Origin of the sequence: Viridibacillus sp. NPDC096237, from assembly GCF_050278625.1 — a bacterium.
Lineage (GTDB): Bacteria > Bacillota > Bacilli > Bacillales_A > Planococcaceae > Viridibacillus.
In genome coordinates this window covers 65860-82682 of sequence record NZ_JBNNTI010000010.1, presented here as the reverse complement: position 1 = coordinate 82682, position 16823 = coordinate 65860, and the positions used below count along the sequence as shown (strand labels likewise).

Annotated in this window: 19 protein-coding genes, 2 pseudogenes and 1 riboswitch; of the genes and pseudogenes, 12 read left to right on the top strand and 9 right to left on the bottom strand. The window is 35.0% G+C overall.

The window, feature by feature from the left end:
• Positions 1-6 precede the first annotated feature (6 nt).
• Positions 7-595 (bottom strand): annotated as a pseudogene (locus ACQKMD_RS08415) (nitroreductase family protein).
• On the opposite strand from ACQKMD_RS08415, the gene ACQKMD_RS08410 reads away from it, so the two are divergent.
• A complete protein-coding gene (locus ACQKMD_RS08410) occupies positions 570-860 on the top strand; it encodes a winged helix-turn-helix transcriptional regulator (protein ID WP_427751100.1) in 291 nt (96 codons plus the stop codon). The pseudogene ACQKMD_RS08415 and the gene ACQKMD_RS08410 sit on opposite strands and share 26 nt — an antisense overlap.
• Positions 861-926: 66 nt before the next feature.
• A complete protein-coding gene (asnB, locus tag ACQKMD_RS08405; protein ID WP_427751134.1) occupies positions 927-2762 on the top strand; it encodes an asparagine synthase (glutamine-hydrolyzing) in 1836 nt (611 codons plus the stop codon).
• Between the two features lie 251 nt (positions 2763-3013).
• Here the strand turns inward: asnB and ACQKMD_RS08400 are convergent, their stop codons facing one another.
• Entirely contained in the window at positions 3014-3196 is a 183-nt protein-coding gene (locus tag ACQKMD_RS08400) for a hypothetical protein (protein ID WP_427751098.1), read from the bottom strand.
• 174 nt (positions 3197-3370) lie between these two features.
• Between ACQKMD_RS08400 and ACQKMD_RS08395 the strand changes: the two genes are divergently transcribed.
• From ACQKMD_RS08395 to ACQKMD_RS08375, 5 genes are all read left to right on the top strand, one after another.
• Positions 3371-4126: a DUF2087 domain-containing protein gene (locus ACQKMD_RS08395; protein ID WP_427751097.1), complete on the top strand. Its 756-nt coding sequence runs from the start codon at positions 3371-3373 to the stop codon at positions 4124-4126.
• A gap of 18 nt (positions 4127-4144) precedes the next feature.
• Positions 4145-4492 carry a GIY-YIG nuclease family protein gene (locus tag ACQKMD_RS08390; protein ID WP_427751095.1) on the top strand — a complete coding sequence of 116 codons (348 nt, stop codon included), beginning with the start codon at positions 4145-4147 and terminating at the stop codon, positions 4490-4492.
• A 54-nt stretch (positions 4493-4546) separates the two neighbouring features.
• A riboswitch (guanidine-I (ykkC/yxkD leader) is annotated at positions 4547-4646 on the top strand.
• A gap of 60 nt (positions 4647-4706) precedes the next feature.
• On the top strand, positions 4707-5042 hold the full coding sequence (locus ACQKMD_RS08385) for a DMT family transporter (RefSeq protein WP_427751093.1): 336 nt from the start codon (positions 4707-4709) through the stop codon (positions 5040-5042).
• Entirely contained in the window at positions 5042-5356 is a 315-nt protein-coding gene (locus tag ACQKMD_RS08380) for a DMT family transporter (protein ID WP_427751091.1), read from the top strand. The genes ACQKMD_RS08385 and ACQKMD_RS08380 overlap by 1 nt, the downstream gene beginning before the upstream one ends.
• An 88-nt stretch (positions 5357-5444) precedes the next feature.
• Positions 5445-5948 (top strand): N-acetyltransferase family protein, encoded by a 504-nt coding sequence (locus tag ACQKMD_RS08375; protein ID WP_427751090.1) that lies wholly within the window; start codon positions 5445-5447, stop codon positions 5946-5948.
• A gap of 297 nt (positions 5949-6245) precedes the next feature.
• On the opposite strand, the gene ACQKMD_RS08370 is transcribed toward ACQKMD_RS08375, so the two are convergent.
• The 4 genes from ACQKMD_RS08370 to ACQKMD_RS08355 form a co-directional block, all read right to left on the bottom strand.
• Positions 6246-6935: a zf-HC2 domain-containing protein gene (locus ACQKMD_RS08370; protein ID WP_427751088.1), complete on the bottom strand. Its 690-nt coding sequence runs from the start codon at positions 6933-6935 to the stop codon at positions 6246-6248.
• Positions 6936-6937: 2 nt separating this feature from the next.
• Positions 6938-7414, bottom strand: coding sequence for an RNA polymerase sigma factor (locus ACQKMD_RS08365; RefSeq protein WP_427751087.1), 477 nt, complete (start codon positions 7412-7414; stop codon positions 6938-6940).
• Positions 7415-7569: 155 nt separating this feature from the next.
• Positions 7570-8571 (bottom strand): anti sigma factor C-terminal domain-containing protein, encoded by a 1002-nt coding sequence (locus ACQKMD_RS08360; RefSeq protein ID WP_427751085.1) that lies wholly within the window; start codon positions 8569-8571, stop codon positions 7570-7572.
• Positions 8558-9073 carry an RNA polymerase sigma factor gene (locus ACQKMD_RS08355; RefSeq protein ID WP_427751084.1) on the bottom strand — a complete coding sequence of 172 codons (516 nt, stop codon included), beginning with the start codon at positions 9071-9073 and terminating at the stop codon, positions 8558-8560. The genes ACQKMD_RS08360 and ACQKMD_RS08355 overlap by 14 nt, the downstream gene beginning before the upstream one ends.
• A 402-nt stretch (positions 9074-9475) precedes the next feature.
• Here ACQKMD_RS08355 and ACQKMD_RS08350 point away from each other — a divergent pair, with 402 nt between their 5' ends.
• The gene (locus ACQKMD_RS08350) at positions 9476-10012 is read left to right on the top strand and encodes a DUF2975 domain-containing protein (protein ID WP_427751082.1); all 537 of its coding nucleotides are present in this window, start codon (positions 9476-9478) and stop codon (positions 10010-10012) included.
• 13 nt (positions 10013-10025) lie between these two features.
• Positions 10026-10238: a helix-turn-helix domain-containing protein gene (locus ACQKMD_RS08345; RefSeq protein WP_427751080.1), complete on the top strand. Its 213-nt coding sequence runs from the start codon at positions 10026-10028 to the stop codon at positions 10236-10238.
• Positions 10239-10365: 127 nt separating this feature from the next.
• On the opposite strand, the pseudogene ACQKMD_RS08340 reads toward ACQKMD_RS08345, so the two are convergent.
• Positions 10366-10703, bottom strand: a pseudogene (locus tag ACQKMD_RS08340) (DUF2716 domain-containing protein); the annotation flags it as partial.
• A 284-nt stretch (positions 10704-10987) separates the two neighbouring features.
• Between ACQKMD_RS08340 and ACQKMD_RS08335 the strand changes: the two are divergent.
• On the top strand, positions 10988-11422 hold the full coding sequence (locus tag ACQKMD_RS08335; RefSeq protein ID WP_427751078.1) for a GNAT family N-acetyltransferase: 435 nt from the start codon (positions 10988-10990) through the stop codon (positions 11420-11422).
• 41 nt (positions 11423-11463) lie between these two features.
• Here the strand turns inward: ACQKMD_RS08335 and ACQKMD_RS08330 are convergent, their stop codons facing one another.
• A complete protein-coding gene (locus tag ACQKMD_RS08330) occupies positions 11464-12348 on the bottom strand; it encodes a DMT family transporter (protein WP_427751076.1) in 885 nt (294 codons plus the stop codon).
• Between the two features lie 267 nt (positions 12349-12615).
• Here ACQKMD_RS08330 and ACQKMD_RS08325 point away from each other — a divergent pair, with 267 nt between their 5' ends.
• Complete coding sequence (locus ACQKMD_RS08325) at positions 12616-14259, top strand: pyridoxal phosphate-dependent decarboxylase family protein (RefSeq protein ID WP_427751074.1); 1644 nt, start codon at positions 12616-12618, stop codon at positions 14257-14259.
• The gene (locus ACQKMD_RS08320; protein WP_427751072.1) at positions 14243-15940 is read left to right on the top strand and encodes a methyl-accepting chemotaxis protein; all 1698 of its coding nucleotides are present in this window, start codon (positions 14243-14245) and stop codon (positions 15938-15940) included. The genes ACQKMD_RS08325 and ACQKMD_RS08320 overlap by 17 nt, the downstream gene beginning before the upstream one ends.
• Positions 15941-16007: 67 nt before the next feature.
• Here the strand turns inward: ACQKMD_RS08320 and ACQKMD_RS08315 are convergent, their stop codons facing one another.
• Complete coding sequence (locus ACQKMD_RS08315) at positions 16008-16790, bottom strand: tyrosine-protein phosphatase (RefSeq protein ID WP_427751070.1); 783 nt, start codon at positions 16788-16790, stop codon at positions 16008-16010.
• Positions 16791-16823: the final 33 nt, after the last annotated feature.

The window sequence follows — 16823 nt, the reverse complement described above, 5'->3', positions numbered from 1 at the left end:
CATACCTTATTTAAATACTTTCACTCGGTCTTCAATAGGTGAAAATTGTTTTTCTCCAGCTGCAACAACGGGTTTACCGAAAGGCATTTCAGCAAGTAATTTCCAGTCTAACGGAATATTCCACTCGCTTTTCACTTCATCGTCAATTAGTGGATTGTAATGTTGTAAAGAGGCACCAAAACCTTCTTGTTCAAGTGGCAGTCCACACTACATATTGCACCATACCTGATGATTGTAAAGACCAAATCGGGAAGTTATCAGCATATGAAGGGGATTTTTCTTGCAATCCTTTTACAATAGATTGGTCTTCGAAAAATAAAACCGTACCATACCCTGCACCAAACATGTTCATTTTCTCTTCAGTAGGCGTGAAATCATTAGCTGGTACAATTTGGCGTAATGTTTCAGTTGTGATGCTCCATAATTTCGAATGTTGCTCACCTAACAAAACAACTGCACGAGCTGTTTGAGAATTAAATGAAGACGGTGTATGTTTTACTGCATGTTCAACGATCTCTTGAATTCGTTCATCGGATACGATTGCTTCATTATTAATTACATAATTAAATATGATTGTCGGCAAATGGAAGCCCATTATTTTAGATCACTTATTACATGGAGAAGCACTTAGATTTAATGAACTAAAAAAACTCATTCCAGATATCACGCAGAGAATGCTTACAATGCATCTACGTGAATTAGAAGGACAAGATATCCTAACACGTACTGTATACCCACAAGTACCACCAAAAGTAGAATACCAAATCACCGAATATGGAATGACACTTCAACCTATTTTAAATACGATGCAGGAATGGGGCGCCAATCATATTGAACATATGAAAGAAAAAGAACGATAACACGCGCACATCCTCCGCCCAGTTCGCATACACTACGTAACGACTAGAAGCAGAGGATGTGAAATGATGTGTGGTATCACAGGATGGGTAGATTTCAAAAAGGATTTACGACTGCAAAAAAATGTTTTACATACCATGACTAAAACGTTAAAAAAACGTGGCCCAGATGCAGAAAACATTTGGACGGAAACACATGCAGCATTTGGACATCAAAGACTCATCGTCATAGACCCAAGTGGTGGCGAGCAACCAATGACCCGTTCAAAGAACGGCACTAACTACACACTTGCTTATAATGGGGAACTCTATAATACAGATGAATTACGCCGTGAACTACAAAAACGTGGTTATCACTTTTCATCTAACTCAGATACTGAAGTTTTACTTATAAGCTATATTGAATGGCAAGAGCAATGTGTCAATCATCTAAATGGTATTTTCGCATTTACTATTTGGGACGATATTTCTGAAAAATTATTCATTGCACGAGATCGACTTGGCGTAAAGCCACTCTTCTATACAAAGCAAAATAGTGGCTTATTATTTGGCTCTGAAATAAAAGCTCTTCTTGCACATCCAGATATTCAACCAATCATTAAACATGAAGGGCTTGCTGACGTTTTCAGTCTTGGACCTTCTCGTACTCCTGGCAAAGGAATTTTCCACAATATACATGAATTGAGACCGGCTCATGCACTTACTTTTACGAAGGATGGTCTTCGTATATGGCGCTATTGGAATGTGAAAAGCTCTGAGCATACAGATTCCTTCGATCAAACTGTTACCAATGTACGTGACCTTGTGACAGATGCAGTAGAGAGACAGCTGGTTTCCGATGTACCCCTTTGTACTTTTTTATCAGGTGGATTAGATTCCAGTATTATTACAGCCATAGCAGCAAATAAATATGAAAAAGATGGAAAGGAAGCTCTTCATACCTATTCCATCGATTATGAAGATAATGCAAGGTTTTTTGAATCAAATGATTTTCAAGTTTCCACAGATGCCTTCTGGATTCAAAAAATGACCGACACGTTTAAAACGGTCCATCACTCAGAAATTATTACACAACAAGAACTAATTAATTATTTGAAAGAAGCAGTACATGTACGCGATGTTCCTGGTATGGCTGATGTAGACTCATCGCTATTATGGTTTGCAAAAATAGTTAAAAAAGACTTCACGGTCGGTCTGTCAGGTGAATGTGCAGATGAAATATTCGGTGGCTATCCTTGGTTTAAACAACCATTCTCCAACTTCCCATGGATTCGTTCCATTAATGAACGTGAATCTATCCTACGAACTGAATGGCAACAAAAGCTTAATATCCCAGACTATATGCGAAATGCCTATGAAGAATCAATTGCCGAAACACCTCGATTGGATGGCGAATCTCCCGACGACGCAAAACGACGTGAATTGTTCTACCTCAACATGATTTGGTTTATGACGACATTATTAGAGCGCAAAGACCGCATGAGTATGGGCGCTGGCCTTGAAGTAAGGGTACCTTTTGCAGATCATCGCCTCGTAGAATATCTGTGGAATATTCCCTGGGAAATGAAATCCACGGGAAATATGGAAAAAGGTCTTTTACGAAAAGCGATGGAAGAGCTTTTGCCAAAAGAGGTGCTCTATCGACAAAAGAACCCATATCCCAAAACATACCACCCTGCTTATACAGCCGGAGTTCAACAATGGCTTAAAGAAATTCTTCAAGACAAAAACTCAATTTTACATGAATTCTTTGAACGTGAACGTCTAGATAGCCTTATAGAGTCTGGAGGTACCTCATTCAGAGTCCCTTGGTTCGGTCAATTAATGGCTGGCCCTCAACTTCTAGCTTATTTAGCACAAATTCATACATGGTTTGAAGATTATCAAATTCAAATTAAAAATTAATAAAAAAACAGGTGCAAATTAAAAGGGCACAGAAAAAGTCCATAAAACGAATTTTAGCCATGGCGGAAACGATTAATCGTTTCTGCCATGGCTTTTTCTTCGATGCCGTTTCCGTTCCGGAGGACGCTTTCCTGGGGACGAACCTTAAGCCTCCTCGTCTAATGCTCCTGCGGGGTCTCAAGATGTTCGCTAGTTCCCCAAGGTCGCCGCCTGCACTCCAATCAACTAGTTTTATCGTTTTTCTAAGTTTTTCATTCTTTCCGTTTCACACCTAACCCTTGAAATATGGCTGTTATAAAGTCGGTGCCAAAACAATTTTCTGGTTTCTCCGGAGTTATACCTGAAATGATTAACAAATATAAGCGTTCTGGATAGAACTTTGCAAAAACAGTCGCAACAATCGCCTTGACCTTAACATTAGTATGTAATAACAAGATACTTCACTCCCGGAATCTATTATTAAAACTTACATCATCCATTTTTGTTCATTATATTCAAAATGTTAATCATTGACAAACAACAAACATAGTTTTATTATGTCTATAGAACAACAAACAACAACAAATAAAGTTTGTATATAAACAAACAGGAATAGAAGGTGTTTATAAGTGGAAATTTCAGAACTATTTTGGAATACATCAATAAATCAACTAAAAAAAGGGTACTCAGAAGATACTCATTGTTACACTTGCCTTCTTTGCGGTGAACAAATAGAAAAAGGCATTATTTACCCTCAAAATGATGTTCTATATGAAGCGGAAAAGTATATGCAAATGCACATAGAAGAAGTACATCAATCAGTTTTTGCCTATTTAATTGGACTCAATAAAAAAATGACAGGTCTAACTGAGCATCAAAGTAATTTATTACGTCTATTTTACGCAGGAAAAACAGATGCTGAAGTACAAGAAGAATTAGAAATCGGTAGCGCCTCTACAATCCGTCACCATCGTTTTGCCTTAAAAGAAAAAGAACGCCAAGCTAAAACGTTTTTAGTCATGATGGAACTATTAAAGGAAAAAGATATGAACGCACCAAAGTTCGTACCTATTCATAAAACTGCGACGATGGTTGATGACCGTTATAATGTTACCGACAAAGAACAGGATGAAGTATTAAACAAACTTTTCCCTGAAGGTACGAATGGACCTTTACTACGCTTCCCGAAGAAGGAAAAACAAAAACTTATTATCCTACGTGCAATTACAAATCGCTTTGATAGCGAAACAACTTATACAGAAAAAGAATTAAATGTTATCCTCAAGCCAATTCACGATGATTATGCAATGATTCGTCGCTATTTAATCGAATATGGCTTTTTAGATCGTAAAGCAGATGGTAGTGCATATTGGATAAAAAAATAAGAAAGTAGGGACTTCATAGTGGACCGTCAAAAAGAACTCAAACAAATTTATAAAGAAACTCCCGTCCAATCAGGTGTTTATAAAATTACCAATATAACTAACAACAAAATCTATATCGGTAGTACAAACAATTTAAAGAGATTAAACGGTGTACAATTCATGCTGAAAATGAATAACCATACAAATAAAGCCCTCCAAGCAGATTGGAACAGCTTTGGGGAAGCTTCATTTGAAATTGAAACTCTCGAAATACTGAAAAAAAAGGAAGAAGGCTACTTCGATGTAAAAAAAGAATTAGCAAAACTTGAAGAGCAATGGATCGCTAAATTAAAACCATTTGGAGAACGCGGTTATCTCGATAACTAACCTTCTTCCTTGAACTTCTTGTTCCTTTTTAGTACAATTAATTTAACTTGATACAACAATGATTTCTAGGGTTCCGTAGCAAAATGCTAGCCTGGTCCGAGAGAAATCTCATAGCCATATAGCTATGCCACGGAAGGATAAAAGCCTGGGAGACTACTGATATTTCAGTGTCTCCTGGGCTTTTTTTACCCAAAAATCAGAAAGGATGAATGAGATGAACAAACATTGGTTAATTGTGATTGTAGCATCTGTTTTTGAAGTTTTATGGGTTGTCGGATTAAAACATTCATACAATATTTGGACTTGGGGAGGGACAGCATCTGCCATTGTCTTTACCTTTTATTTATTGCTCGTCGCAGGGCGCCATTTACCTGTCGGTACGGTATATGCCGTTTTTGTAGGTCTTGGTACTGCGGGCACTGTCATTACAGGCATTTTGTTTTTCGATGAGCCATTTAAAATCTCGAAAATTTTACTCATTATATTATTACTTGTTGGTGTGATGGGCTTGAAGATTGTCACAGACGATAAAAAGGAAGGTGTAGAATAATGGCTTGGTTTGCATTAATTGTCGCGGGAATTTGTGAAATTTTCGGTGTAGCTATGATGAACAAATGGCAATATGAAAAGAAAACTTCTATTATGCTTAGCCTAATCGCAGGATTTTCAATTAGCTTTTCTTGTCTCTCTTATGCTATGGATACAATTCCAATGGGCACAGCCTACGCTATTTGGACTGGTATTGGTGCATCTGGTGGCGCACTCGTTGGTATTTTCTTTTTCGGTGAATCAAAAGATTGGAAACGTATTATTTTCATTACAATGGTGCTGAGTGCTGCAGTTGGCCTAAAGCTTGTCTCTTAAAATATTTTCAGATAATTACACTATTTTCATGATAAATTCGATATAATATTTTAAAGCTTTGAAATCTATTATAAAAGAGGTAGCATATATGGCAGAACAAGTCATCATCGATACAATGACTCCCGCTGATTGGGACCAAGTTAAAGCTATTTTTATTGAAGGTATTGAGGGAGGAAATGCTACGTTCCATGCAATACCTCCTAGTTTTGAACAGTGGGATGCTGGGCATTTAGAAGAATGTCGATTTGTTGCACGCGTAAATGAAGAAATCGTTGGATGGATCGCACTTAGTCCGTTCTCAAATAATACATTCCATAAGGGTGTAGTTGAAAATAGCATTTATATTAGTAATCGAGCTCAAGGAATGGGCGTTGGTTCGAAGCTATTAAAAAAATGCATCGAAGAAAGTGAAAAGTTTGGTATTTGGACAATTCAATCACAAATTTTCTCTGAAAATGCCGCGAGTATATATTTACATCAAAAGTATGGTTTTACAGAGGTTGGCGTACGTGAACGCTTTGGTCAGTTAAATGGCGTTTGGCGTGACGTTACCTTACTTGATAGAAGAAGTACGATTGTAGGTCAAGACTAAGACTAAGACAAATAAATAATAGGGCGTTACATATTTTATATGATATGTAACGCCCTTTTCTTTTTACTAAACTAAAGCATCCCGTTAGCCATCCATGCAGTACAAAATAGTCCTGCACCACAGAGAATGAAAATGGTTAGTGGAGTCAATACTAATAGTCTACCGAAAACAATAGTCTTATTAATATCCGCTCTCCTCTTTTTTTAACGATTAGGCAAGGGTCTTCTTAAGTATTGTCATTTTTCTTTTCTTGAAAAAATTAATTTTCATGGTAGTTGAAGAGCAAAATCCTTATTTTTAATTAAAGTGGAACATATTCTCTATTTCTTCGCTTGCTTTGGGCAAATCCACTCCCTTTTTCCAAATCAAAATATTATCCTTTGGGGTTCCATAATACAACGCCTTTATCCCCTCACCACGAACTATTTCTTGGTCCTTAATGTCAATAAAGTCATATCCCTTTTCCAAAACACTTAGTGGTTGTACCGCCTCTTGCTTAATAATTGGCCGTAAAGGAATGATATATAAGTTACCTTCCTCATCCATATCGTATTTTAAGCTATTCAAACTATAACCATCATTTATCTCGGCGTAATAGACAATTTTGCCATCTGCCATTTCACTAATGTTCTTTATCTCTACCATATCAGTAGGAACGCTTGTGATGTTCCAATGAAATAAACCAAAATATCCAAGTATGATAAGAGAAATAAATAATGCACTAATTATTCCCCCTTTAATAAATGATTTGGCTCTTGAACGGTTCCAGGAAGAAGCTATATTTTTTATAACATTACCATCATTTTTATTTCTTTCAATTGCTTCTTTTGATAATTTAAAATCAGCTTGTATTCTGTCTAATTCTATTTTACAAATTTCACACTCGACAAGGTGTTCTTCTACCATTCTTTTACTATCATCACTGCATACGTTGTCATAATACAATGGAAGCAAATCTTTAACTATTTCACATGATACTTTACACAATTCTATTCCTCCTTCAGCAAGTCTTGAATTTTACGTTTAGCTCGGTGAAATGTGACTCTCGCCCAACTTTCTGTTCTCTCGAAAAGTTCACTTATTTGTTTAAAGGAAAGTTCTCCAAATACTCTTAACGTGAAAACTTCCTTATAAGGCTCTTCTAAGCAACGTAAGACTTTATGAATACGGAAAGTCTCTTCCTTATTTAGTATCATTTCTTCAATACTATTTTTATTTTCTTCAGGTATATCGTCTGTATCAAACCGTTTTTGTTTGTTGAGATAGGTAAAGTATGTGTTTTTGGCTATTTGACAAAGCCAAACATTGAGTTTACATTTCCCGTTGAATTTATCAATATTTTTTAATGCCTTAAAAAATGTTTCTTGTGTTATTTCTTCAGCTATCTTTTCGTTACGACTTAAAAATAGTGCAAACGAGTAAACCTCTCGAAAATATTGATTGTAAATGCTCTCAAATTCGGTCACATTTCAACCTCCTTTCATAAGTAAGACTAAGTTAAGAGGGTTTCGTTACAAAAAAACAAAAAATTGGAAGCCGTATAAGTCTGCCATTAAACTACTAAAGCACCTCATCAATTTAAGTTCAATTCTTCATAAACTATGGTTATAACAATCTATTTTCAATATGGTTTTACCGTTACGCCTAGTACAGCTGCCCGAATCAGATCCATATCATTTAATTCAGCTAATTCTTTCGGTGTTCCTGTTACCACAGCACCTATTATCTCAATATTTTCAGAAGCTAGTTGTGCAGAATCACCTTTTAAATTGTTATATATACGATTGAATTCCCCAAAGTATTTTCCATCTTCATTTAAGCCCGTTTGTACATCATCAATAAAACGCTTCTCACTCATAGAAGAATCGGTAGGGTGTTCTCTAAACCCGTAAATTTCAGTAGCTAATTCAGGGAACGTAGGTTTATGCTTGGTTAAGTGTGTGTTTAATGATTTAATGTCTTCACGTGAATAAGTATCTACCCAGTACCATTTAAGTGTTATATTCTCTGGAATTAGTTCTCGAACTTCTTCCGGTGTATATTTTTGGTTAAATGAAACTCCCAATTCGACAAAAGTATCATCTGTAAAATTATTTAAGAGATTTAGGTCATTACGAATTTGGCTGTACAATACTTCTGGATGATAAAAACTCATGGTTCTTTGCTTTGTCTCACGGTCATAATACCTATCAAGTCCATCTTCTTTATCTTTAATCTGTATTAGAGTACGTTTGAAACGACTCATCCCACCAAACAGACTATACCTAACAACATAATTACTCCAATCTACTGGAATCCCTTCAATCTCTTTGTATCGATTAAACATTAAAATACCTTCAAATACACCATTTGATTCGTTTTGACTCTCTAATAACTCAATATTAGGATTAGTGATTTTGCTAAATAATTCGATATCACGCATCGCCTTTTCTTGACTTCCCCTTAAAATAAAATACCAAGACAAACTTAAAGTAATTAATAATAAAACTATGACAAATAAAGAGATACCCATATTTCGGAGAATCGTTTTTCTCTTTGCTTTTTTTACAACCTTTGAAATAGAACTTGTTGACTTTCCATCAAAAAAATCATTTAATTCCTGTTCTTTTTTATTTTCTATCATGTTTTTCATTTTCCTTTCTATATATGTCTTTAAAGGATTTTCTTGCACGGAATAAATAGGTTTTCAATGTTCCTAAATTTATATCCAGCATCTCAGAAATCTCTTCGTAACTTAATCCAAGTACGTATTTCAATAAGATTAATTGCTTATGTAAGGGAGTCAGTTGATTCAGTATGTCTTCAATTTCTTTTTTCATCTCAATTTGTTGAACATAGTCTTCTGGTAAAAGTGAATCGTCTACAAGCTCAAAGTGATCAAAAGATATGTTCACTTCCCTTTTTTGTTTGCGACACAAATCATAATAATGATTAATTGCTACTCGAAATAGCCAACTATACGCTTTGTTTGGATCAACTGAATCAATATTTAAAATAAATTTATAGATGGATTCTTGGATAATATCTTCAGCATCTCGAGGATTTGCGCCATTTTTAATTAAATACTTAAAAATAGTTGCTGTTTTTTCTTGCAAAACTATGTACAGTTCATCATGCCGACTCATTACTCCCCTCCTTTTCAGTTATAAGACCTTTAACAACGAAAAATGTTAACACTTAAAATGAAATTTTTATTAAAAATTTACAAAATAAAAAGCATGATCCATTAGAATCATACTAGAATATGATAATTCGCTGTTTAACTTAATGTCATTTTTATTAAAACAATCTACTTTCGTCTTCGGAAATTTAAAATTCCAAAGTGTGCCACGTCAGTTATGAAAGATTTCTTTCCAGTAGCCCATCTTTCATTTTGAACACTACCAAACTTTTGAATTGTTTTGACCAAACTAAATTTTAAAGCTATACGTCAGGAATCTTTTGAAAAAAATTTTCAAAAATATTATTGTTTGACGATAACACTTTATTGTTTTAGAATAATATGTAAAATAAGGAGGGGATTTCTAATGAATCTTTTTACTAAGACCGTTCTAAAGTTTTTATCAATTATGTCGCTAATTGCTCAATTTTTATGTGCATTTGCTGGATTAGTGCTATTATTTGCGTCTGGAGCTTTATTGTTAGTACCAAAAGGAGTCAAAAAACAATTGCTACAGTATACAGATTTAAACTCAAACACAAACCTATCAGTATGGGTTTTGGTACTTTCTTGCTTAGTCGCTCTAGCAATCATTGCTTGTTGGTTTATCATTATGTACGCTCTACATAAAATAATTGGTAATATTTACGAACAACACTTCTTTGTTTCTCTAAATCTTACATACCTCAAGCTAATATTAATCTCTATTACTAGCTTTACCGTTTTGGACTGCATTAGTCAGCTGTTCTTTGCGCAAGTACATGTGTACAATGTCAGTGATATCTTTTCAGATTCTTGGCCAAATTTAATAGGAAACATTCTTCTGTTATCCATCGTTTATACGCTTTATGTGGTTTTTAAATACGGCATATCTTTACAAGACGATTCTAATAACGTGATTTAGGTGGGAGCTCCTAATGATAAAAATTAACCTAGATAGAGTAATGCTTGAAAGAAAAATTTCTTCAAAAGCGTTAGCGAAAAAAATTGGAATTACTCAAGCTAACTTATCAATACTAAAAACAGATAAAGCGCGCGGTATTCGCTTTGCCACATTAGAAAAAATCTGCCAGACATTAAATTGTCAGCCTGGTGATATACTCGAATATGAAGAAAAAACTGACATATAACAAAACAATTGTTATATGTCAGTTTTCAACTATTCCGCAATATGGCCCTATTGTTGAACACAAATTAAACAACACTCTTCAATTAACCTGCCCGTTAGTTGAAGTAGGAGAAGGCTCTACTCCTTATATTTGGGAAAATCGGTACTGTCCAATTATCGAATTCGTTTTTTTGAAATTCTAGATAGGGATTTATCCAATAACATTCATGCTGCCAATCTAATGCATAAATATATTCATCTACTGACGTACATTCTTGAAAAACAAGTAATGCTTTTTTTCCAAGTCATCATAGGCATCTAAACCTTTATATCCGCCAAAGTATAGAGAGATATCGTAGGTAATAAAAGGGGCTGGTACTTTAAAAGATGGAAAGTTGACCATGCTTGGTTCAAACCTTAATTCGTCATATATTTTATTCCATACTTTTTCTTCCTCTGTATTGGATAGTTCAAGCCAGTTTTTCATTTGAATGATCACCTACTTTAGTAGCGTCTATTATAACATTTCTTAATGAACTAACCCTCGTTAGCACAATAAGAATAAAGCTATTCTTTAATCCTTAAATGCCTTTTGAATTGGAGTAACATAGGAGTCATTTTAGGCATGATTATAGAATGAGTGAGAGACGTATTTAAATACTCATCTTCATGGCTGAACAATTATTAGAGATTCTTCATACAGCACCTGTTAAAATAACTTATAAGACCAATGAATTTTCAGAAGAATTAAAAATAGAGGAGCTGAATTATATGAAAGCGCACAAAATCACAACACAAGAAGAATTACAAAAAGCATTTGATATTCGGGTGAAAGTATTTGTAGAAGAACAAAAAGTACCTGCTGAAGAAGAATTAGATCAATTTGATCATCTTGATGGGGAATGTCAGCATGTTCTTATTACGAATCACGATGGTCAAGCAGTTGGAACTGGTCGCGTTCGTTTAGTTGAGGGCGTTGGTAAAATACAACGTGTCGCTATTTTAGAAGAATATCGTAAACATGGCCTAGGTCGTATTATTATTCAAGCTTTAGAAGATATAGCAAAAGAATTAGGTGCTGCAAAAGTAAAATTGGATGGTCAAGTTCAAGCTCAAGGCTTCTATGAAAAATTAGGCTATCACGTGGCATCTGATATTTTTCTAGATGCAGGCATTGAACATGTATTAATGATAAAAGACGTTTAAAACTTCAAAGAGCTGTCCCCTATTATTTGGGACAGCTCTTTCTATACTTGTGGTAATTCAACAATCTGTTTACTCGGCTTAATTAATGTATAAATAATACCTGCGAAAATAAGTGCTATTCCAACTGTTTGCAACAAAGTAGGTCGGAAATCTAAAATCGCTATATCCAATAGAATAGCCACAACTGGATCTACAAAAACTAACGCAGACACTACAATAGTAGGTAACTTACGCAAGCTATCAAAAAATAAATAATAAACAAATCCAGTATGTATTAAACCTGTCCCCAAAATGTACATCCAATTTGAAGTTGTCAGTCCTTCAAATACCCCATAATCCATAAAAGGCAATAAAATAACAATTCCAACCGTTGTCTGTACGAACGTCATAGCGTAGGCACTTAAGTGAGTGATACCCTTTCCTACAAACATCGTTAATGCATAACAAATTGCTGACAACATGGCCCACACAAACCCTGAAGTAAATAATGCTTTAAAAGATGTAAATTGGTCTAATCCTATAATGAAAATACTCCCAAGGAAACAAACAATAACCGCTAAGACTGCTTGGACCGTCATTTTCTCCTTTAAAAATAAACTCCCTAAAATCAACACGAAAATAGGCGCTAAATTATAAATTGTAATAGCTACTGAAATAGACATTTCTTGAAATGCTTTAAATAAAAACACCCAATTCAACACCAAAAACACACCACAAATAAGTGTTTGGATAACTTCCTGACGCGACCACTGTTCAGTTTTATGACCACCCGTAAAAAGCCATATACCGCCTAAAAACAATGTCGCACAAATACAACGAATAAATACAAGCTCCTCTGCTGGAATTCCTGTATTCACTGTAAAAAAACCGATGGATCCGAATAATGCCATCGCAATAGTCATCTTGAGCATTGCAGCTATATTCATAACATTTCAACCTTCCCTATTTTTTAAATATTATGTTAATTATTTTTATATCATATCATTTATTATATAGTTAGCCTTCATTGAGTTATCAACAGTTTTAAAAACACTGAAAATTCTATATATCATTACTATTTAATTTGTTTAGTTGATTATATATCCCTACTATACATGCTATATTTTTAGTGTATTAAGAACTAAATCTGATATAATACGATTATGCTTTATTAACCATTTTCATAAAAACTTAAATTAGAGGTGTTAAACAAAATGCAAGAAATCCAACAACTTTTCCCTAGTGAAGACGGGAATCTAGAACAACGCAACGAGCTTTTACACTATATCGAAAAGATTTTTACATCACTTGATGAATTAAAAGATCCAGAAAAAAGTACATTAGGCCCAATGCAAGAAAGGTCCGCTAATTTCTATAAAGAGTTGATTGAAAACTATGAAGTTCCTACGAAAGCGATTGGAATGGACAATGTAGTAAATGACTTAATCGACTTAATGAAAGGTCACCCATATCACACAAGAAAATTCGTAACAAACGTTCTGCCAATGGCTAGTATCCCTGGAATCATCGGACTATTAACAACAACATTATTAAATGGTAATAATTTATGGGATGTTTATGGTCCAGCTGCAGCTGAAAGTGAAGTAAAAGTTATCGGCATGATGTCGAAACTTGTTGGCTATGATTTCACACAAAGCTGGGGTTATACAACTTGGGGAGGACAAGGTGCAGTATTTAGTGGATTACGTCTAGCAATCGCAAAACAATTCCCACATGCTAAAGAAGAAGGCGTTCCACGTAATTTATATTGCTTCGCTTCCGAAAATGCTCACTATAGCTTATTAAAATCTGCTGAAGCTGTTGGTATCGGAAGTAATAACCTAATACGAGTGAAAGCAACTAGTGATCATTCAATGGATTTAAACGATTTAGCAAATAAATTAGAAGAAGTAATCAATAAAGGTGGCATTCCTGTCTATATCGTTGCTACTACTGGAGCAACAGATAGTTTTGCAATTGACGATGTCAAAGCTATCAAAGACATCACTACTAAATTTGAATCTAAATACGACTTAAAACCCATTCATATCCATGCTGACTCAGCATTAGGTGGATTTTATTCCTTCTTTAAATCTTATGATTTCAATACAAATCCACTGCAATTCGAAGAAAATGTACTTGCAAGCTTACAAAGTATTAACGAGCGTATGCAACATATTTCACTAGCTGATAGCTTATGCTTTGACTTCCAAAAGCTTGGGCAAACACCTTACCTAACAAGTTTATTCTTAGTCAAAGAAGGTAAACACTTCGGATTACTCGATTTAGAAGATTTTGATACGCCTTATGTTGGGAATAGAGGATATGGTAGTTATCATACAGGATACACATTAGAATGCTCTCGAATGGGTAGTTCAATAGCTATTTACGCTGCCCTAACTGCTTTCGGTGTGGAAGGATATCAGCAAATATTAGCTAACTACGTTCGAGTTAACCTTGCCTTCAGAGATAAAATCCAAAAACAACTCCCTAATATTTCTGTAGTAAATGATTCTAATATCGGACCCGTAACAGCGTTCCGTTTATATCCAGAAGGATTAGATTGGTCTCAAGAAAAAACAGGTACTTTCACATTAGAACAGGTTCAAGCTATTAATAATCTAAATCAATCTCTATTCGAAATACTAGGTCATAATCGTGAAAATGTTTTCTTTGGGGATACAACGAAGGTTTGTACAATCGCTGTAAACGATTCAGATGACATGATTCCTGTTGCAGCTGCGAAGCTTTTTGCTATTTCGCCTTACACAGAAGTTCAACATTTAGATGAAATGGTAGCTTCTATTTCACAGGCAATTCAAACCTTGGAGGCGTCTAACGTTGAACTTGTTTACTAAATTCAAAAGCTCAATTTTGTATAAATATATATTTAGTTTTGTAGTACCAATTGCGATTTTCTCAATCATTTTCAGTATTGCATTGTATTCATTTTCAACACACGTCATTAACAACTATGTTATTGTTCAATTTGAGAAAAGCCTTACTTTAATATCAGGTGAAATTATGTCTGACCTAGACACTGAACTTGTTACTAGCGCAGACAATGATAATAACGCAAATTACGAAAAGTTAGTTAAGATTTTAAATGAAAAACAAAAAGAGTTTGGTGTTGAAAATACATACGTTCTCTCAAACTCAAATGGTAAGGAGCATATTATTGCTTTAAGTAATACCGATGATCGTAATAAAAGCTATACTTTTAATGATGATATGTTTAAGGCCCTTAAAAACCAAAAAGCTCAAACTGGTGATATTTACAAAGACGAGTTTGGTGTCCATAAATCTATATTTGTTCCATTTGAAGGCACGGATATTATTTTCGGGATTGATATGGATGCTTCCTTTATTTCATCTCTCCAATCACAAGTATTAATGATTAGCTTTGGCTTGACTCTAATCTTCGTAGTACTTGGGGCAATTATCGCTTACATCATTAGTAAACGCATTACAACTCCTATCGTTTCAGTTGTAAAATATGTGGAGGAGATTGCAAAAGGTAATCTAACATTGGAGCGTTTAAAGACTAAAGGACAAGATGAGGTTGCACAATTGTCCGAAGGCGTTCATAAAATGGCAACCGATTTACGATCTTTAATCACTTCAATTGCAGAAAATGCAGAGCAGGTTGCTGCAACTTCTGAGGAACTTACTGCTAGTTCTGAACAAACAAATGAATCGATTAAGCAAATTACTGAATCAATGCAAGAGGTTGCGGCTGGTTCAGAAACGCAAACAAACTCTGTAGAAGAGATGAATACTACCGTTGCGACGATTTCTACCAAAATGAATCAAATCGCTTCAAGTACTGAGGACGCATCTGCCAAAGCGCAAGAAACTTCTCAAATTGCGACAAGTGGAAATACGATTATCAACAATGCTGTAGAGAAGATGAACACTACCTATGACGCCATTCAAGAAACATCAGCAGTAGTGAATCGACTAAGCGATAATACAAAAGAAATCGGTAATATCGTGACACTCATAACAGAAATTACAGATCAAACAAACTTACTAGCTTTAAATGCTTCAATTGAAGCAGCTCGTGCAGGTGATCACGGTAAAGGATTTGCTGTAGTTGCACATGAAGTTCGTAAGTTAGCTGAACAGTCTCGTGATGCAGCAAATGAAATCAGAACTCGGATTGAAACAATACAAACCGATTCAACAGACGCTGCCGAATCAATGGCTATTAGCTATGACAACTTAAGAGACAGTGCCACAACATTCGAAAATGCAGGCGAAGCTTTTGAGAACATTGTGACATCTGTAGAGCAAGTAAATACTCAAATGACCGAAGTGAATAACGCCATTGAGAATATGAATAAGGGTGTTGAAGATATTGCCCAGTCAATGGACCAGGTAAGCGTCATTTCTGTCGAAACATCAAGTAGTATTCAAAATGTAGCTGCGGCTTCAGAAGAACAATCTGCAAGCATCGAAGAAATCACCACTTCTTCAAATAATCTTGCTCAGATGGCTGAAACGCTACACCGTACCGTTCATAAATTTAAAATCTAAAATATTAAAATCCCCTATTACCTTATTAATTTCTGGTAATAGGGGATTTTAATATAGCCTTATAAAATTATTCCAAACAATAGTCTTGTAATGCTTTTCTTTTTTCCTTTGTCAGACCAAATTCTTTTTCAAAGAATATATTATAATCTCCATAACATTCTTTAATCACATCAAAAGTAGCTTGTAAATACCGCTCTTTAGCGCTCATGATATCACCAAAATGCTGTAATTGTTCCTCATTTAAATGTTGCGATAATACAGGAATCATCGCATCTTGTACCGGCTTCATACAATCATTAGTTATTAAATAATCTTGCATCACATTTTTCTCATCTACACCTAATGCAAGTAAAATAAGTGCACCACCCACACCTGTGCGATCCTTCCCTACCGCACAATGATGTAATAGGCCAAGATTTTCAGGGTCTTGAATGATGTCCATCAAACGCTTATACGAAGGATTATTCAAAGGTAAATGTGCATAGAGCTTTGTAAATACTTCAGCATTCACAGTTTGTAGAAATGCTCGATTATCCATGTCCTTTAAAGAAGAGGTTGGCATTTTAAAGCCTATATCACCCTTTGCAGGAATACGCTCGTTGTGAACATTTTCAAATTGCGGATCCGGCTTAGCCTCCGCCTCCCGATCATCTCGATAATCGAAGATTGTCTTAATTCCTAGTGAATCAAGAAGCTCATAATCAGCTGTAGTCATTTTATGTAATTCACCGGAACGATAAAACAGCCCATATTTCACTTTGCGACCACCTATTGCAGGGTATCCTCCCATATCTCTAAAGTTTACAACCTGTTCAAACGGTAACACGCGATTTCCATTATCTATAGACATATTACATCCCACTCTCTTTAATATTAGAATATT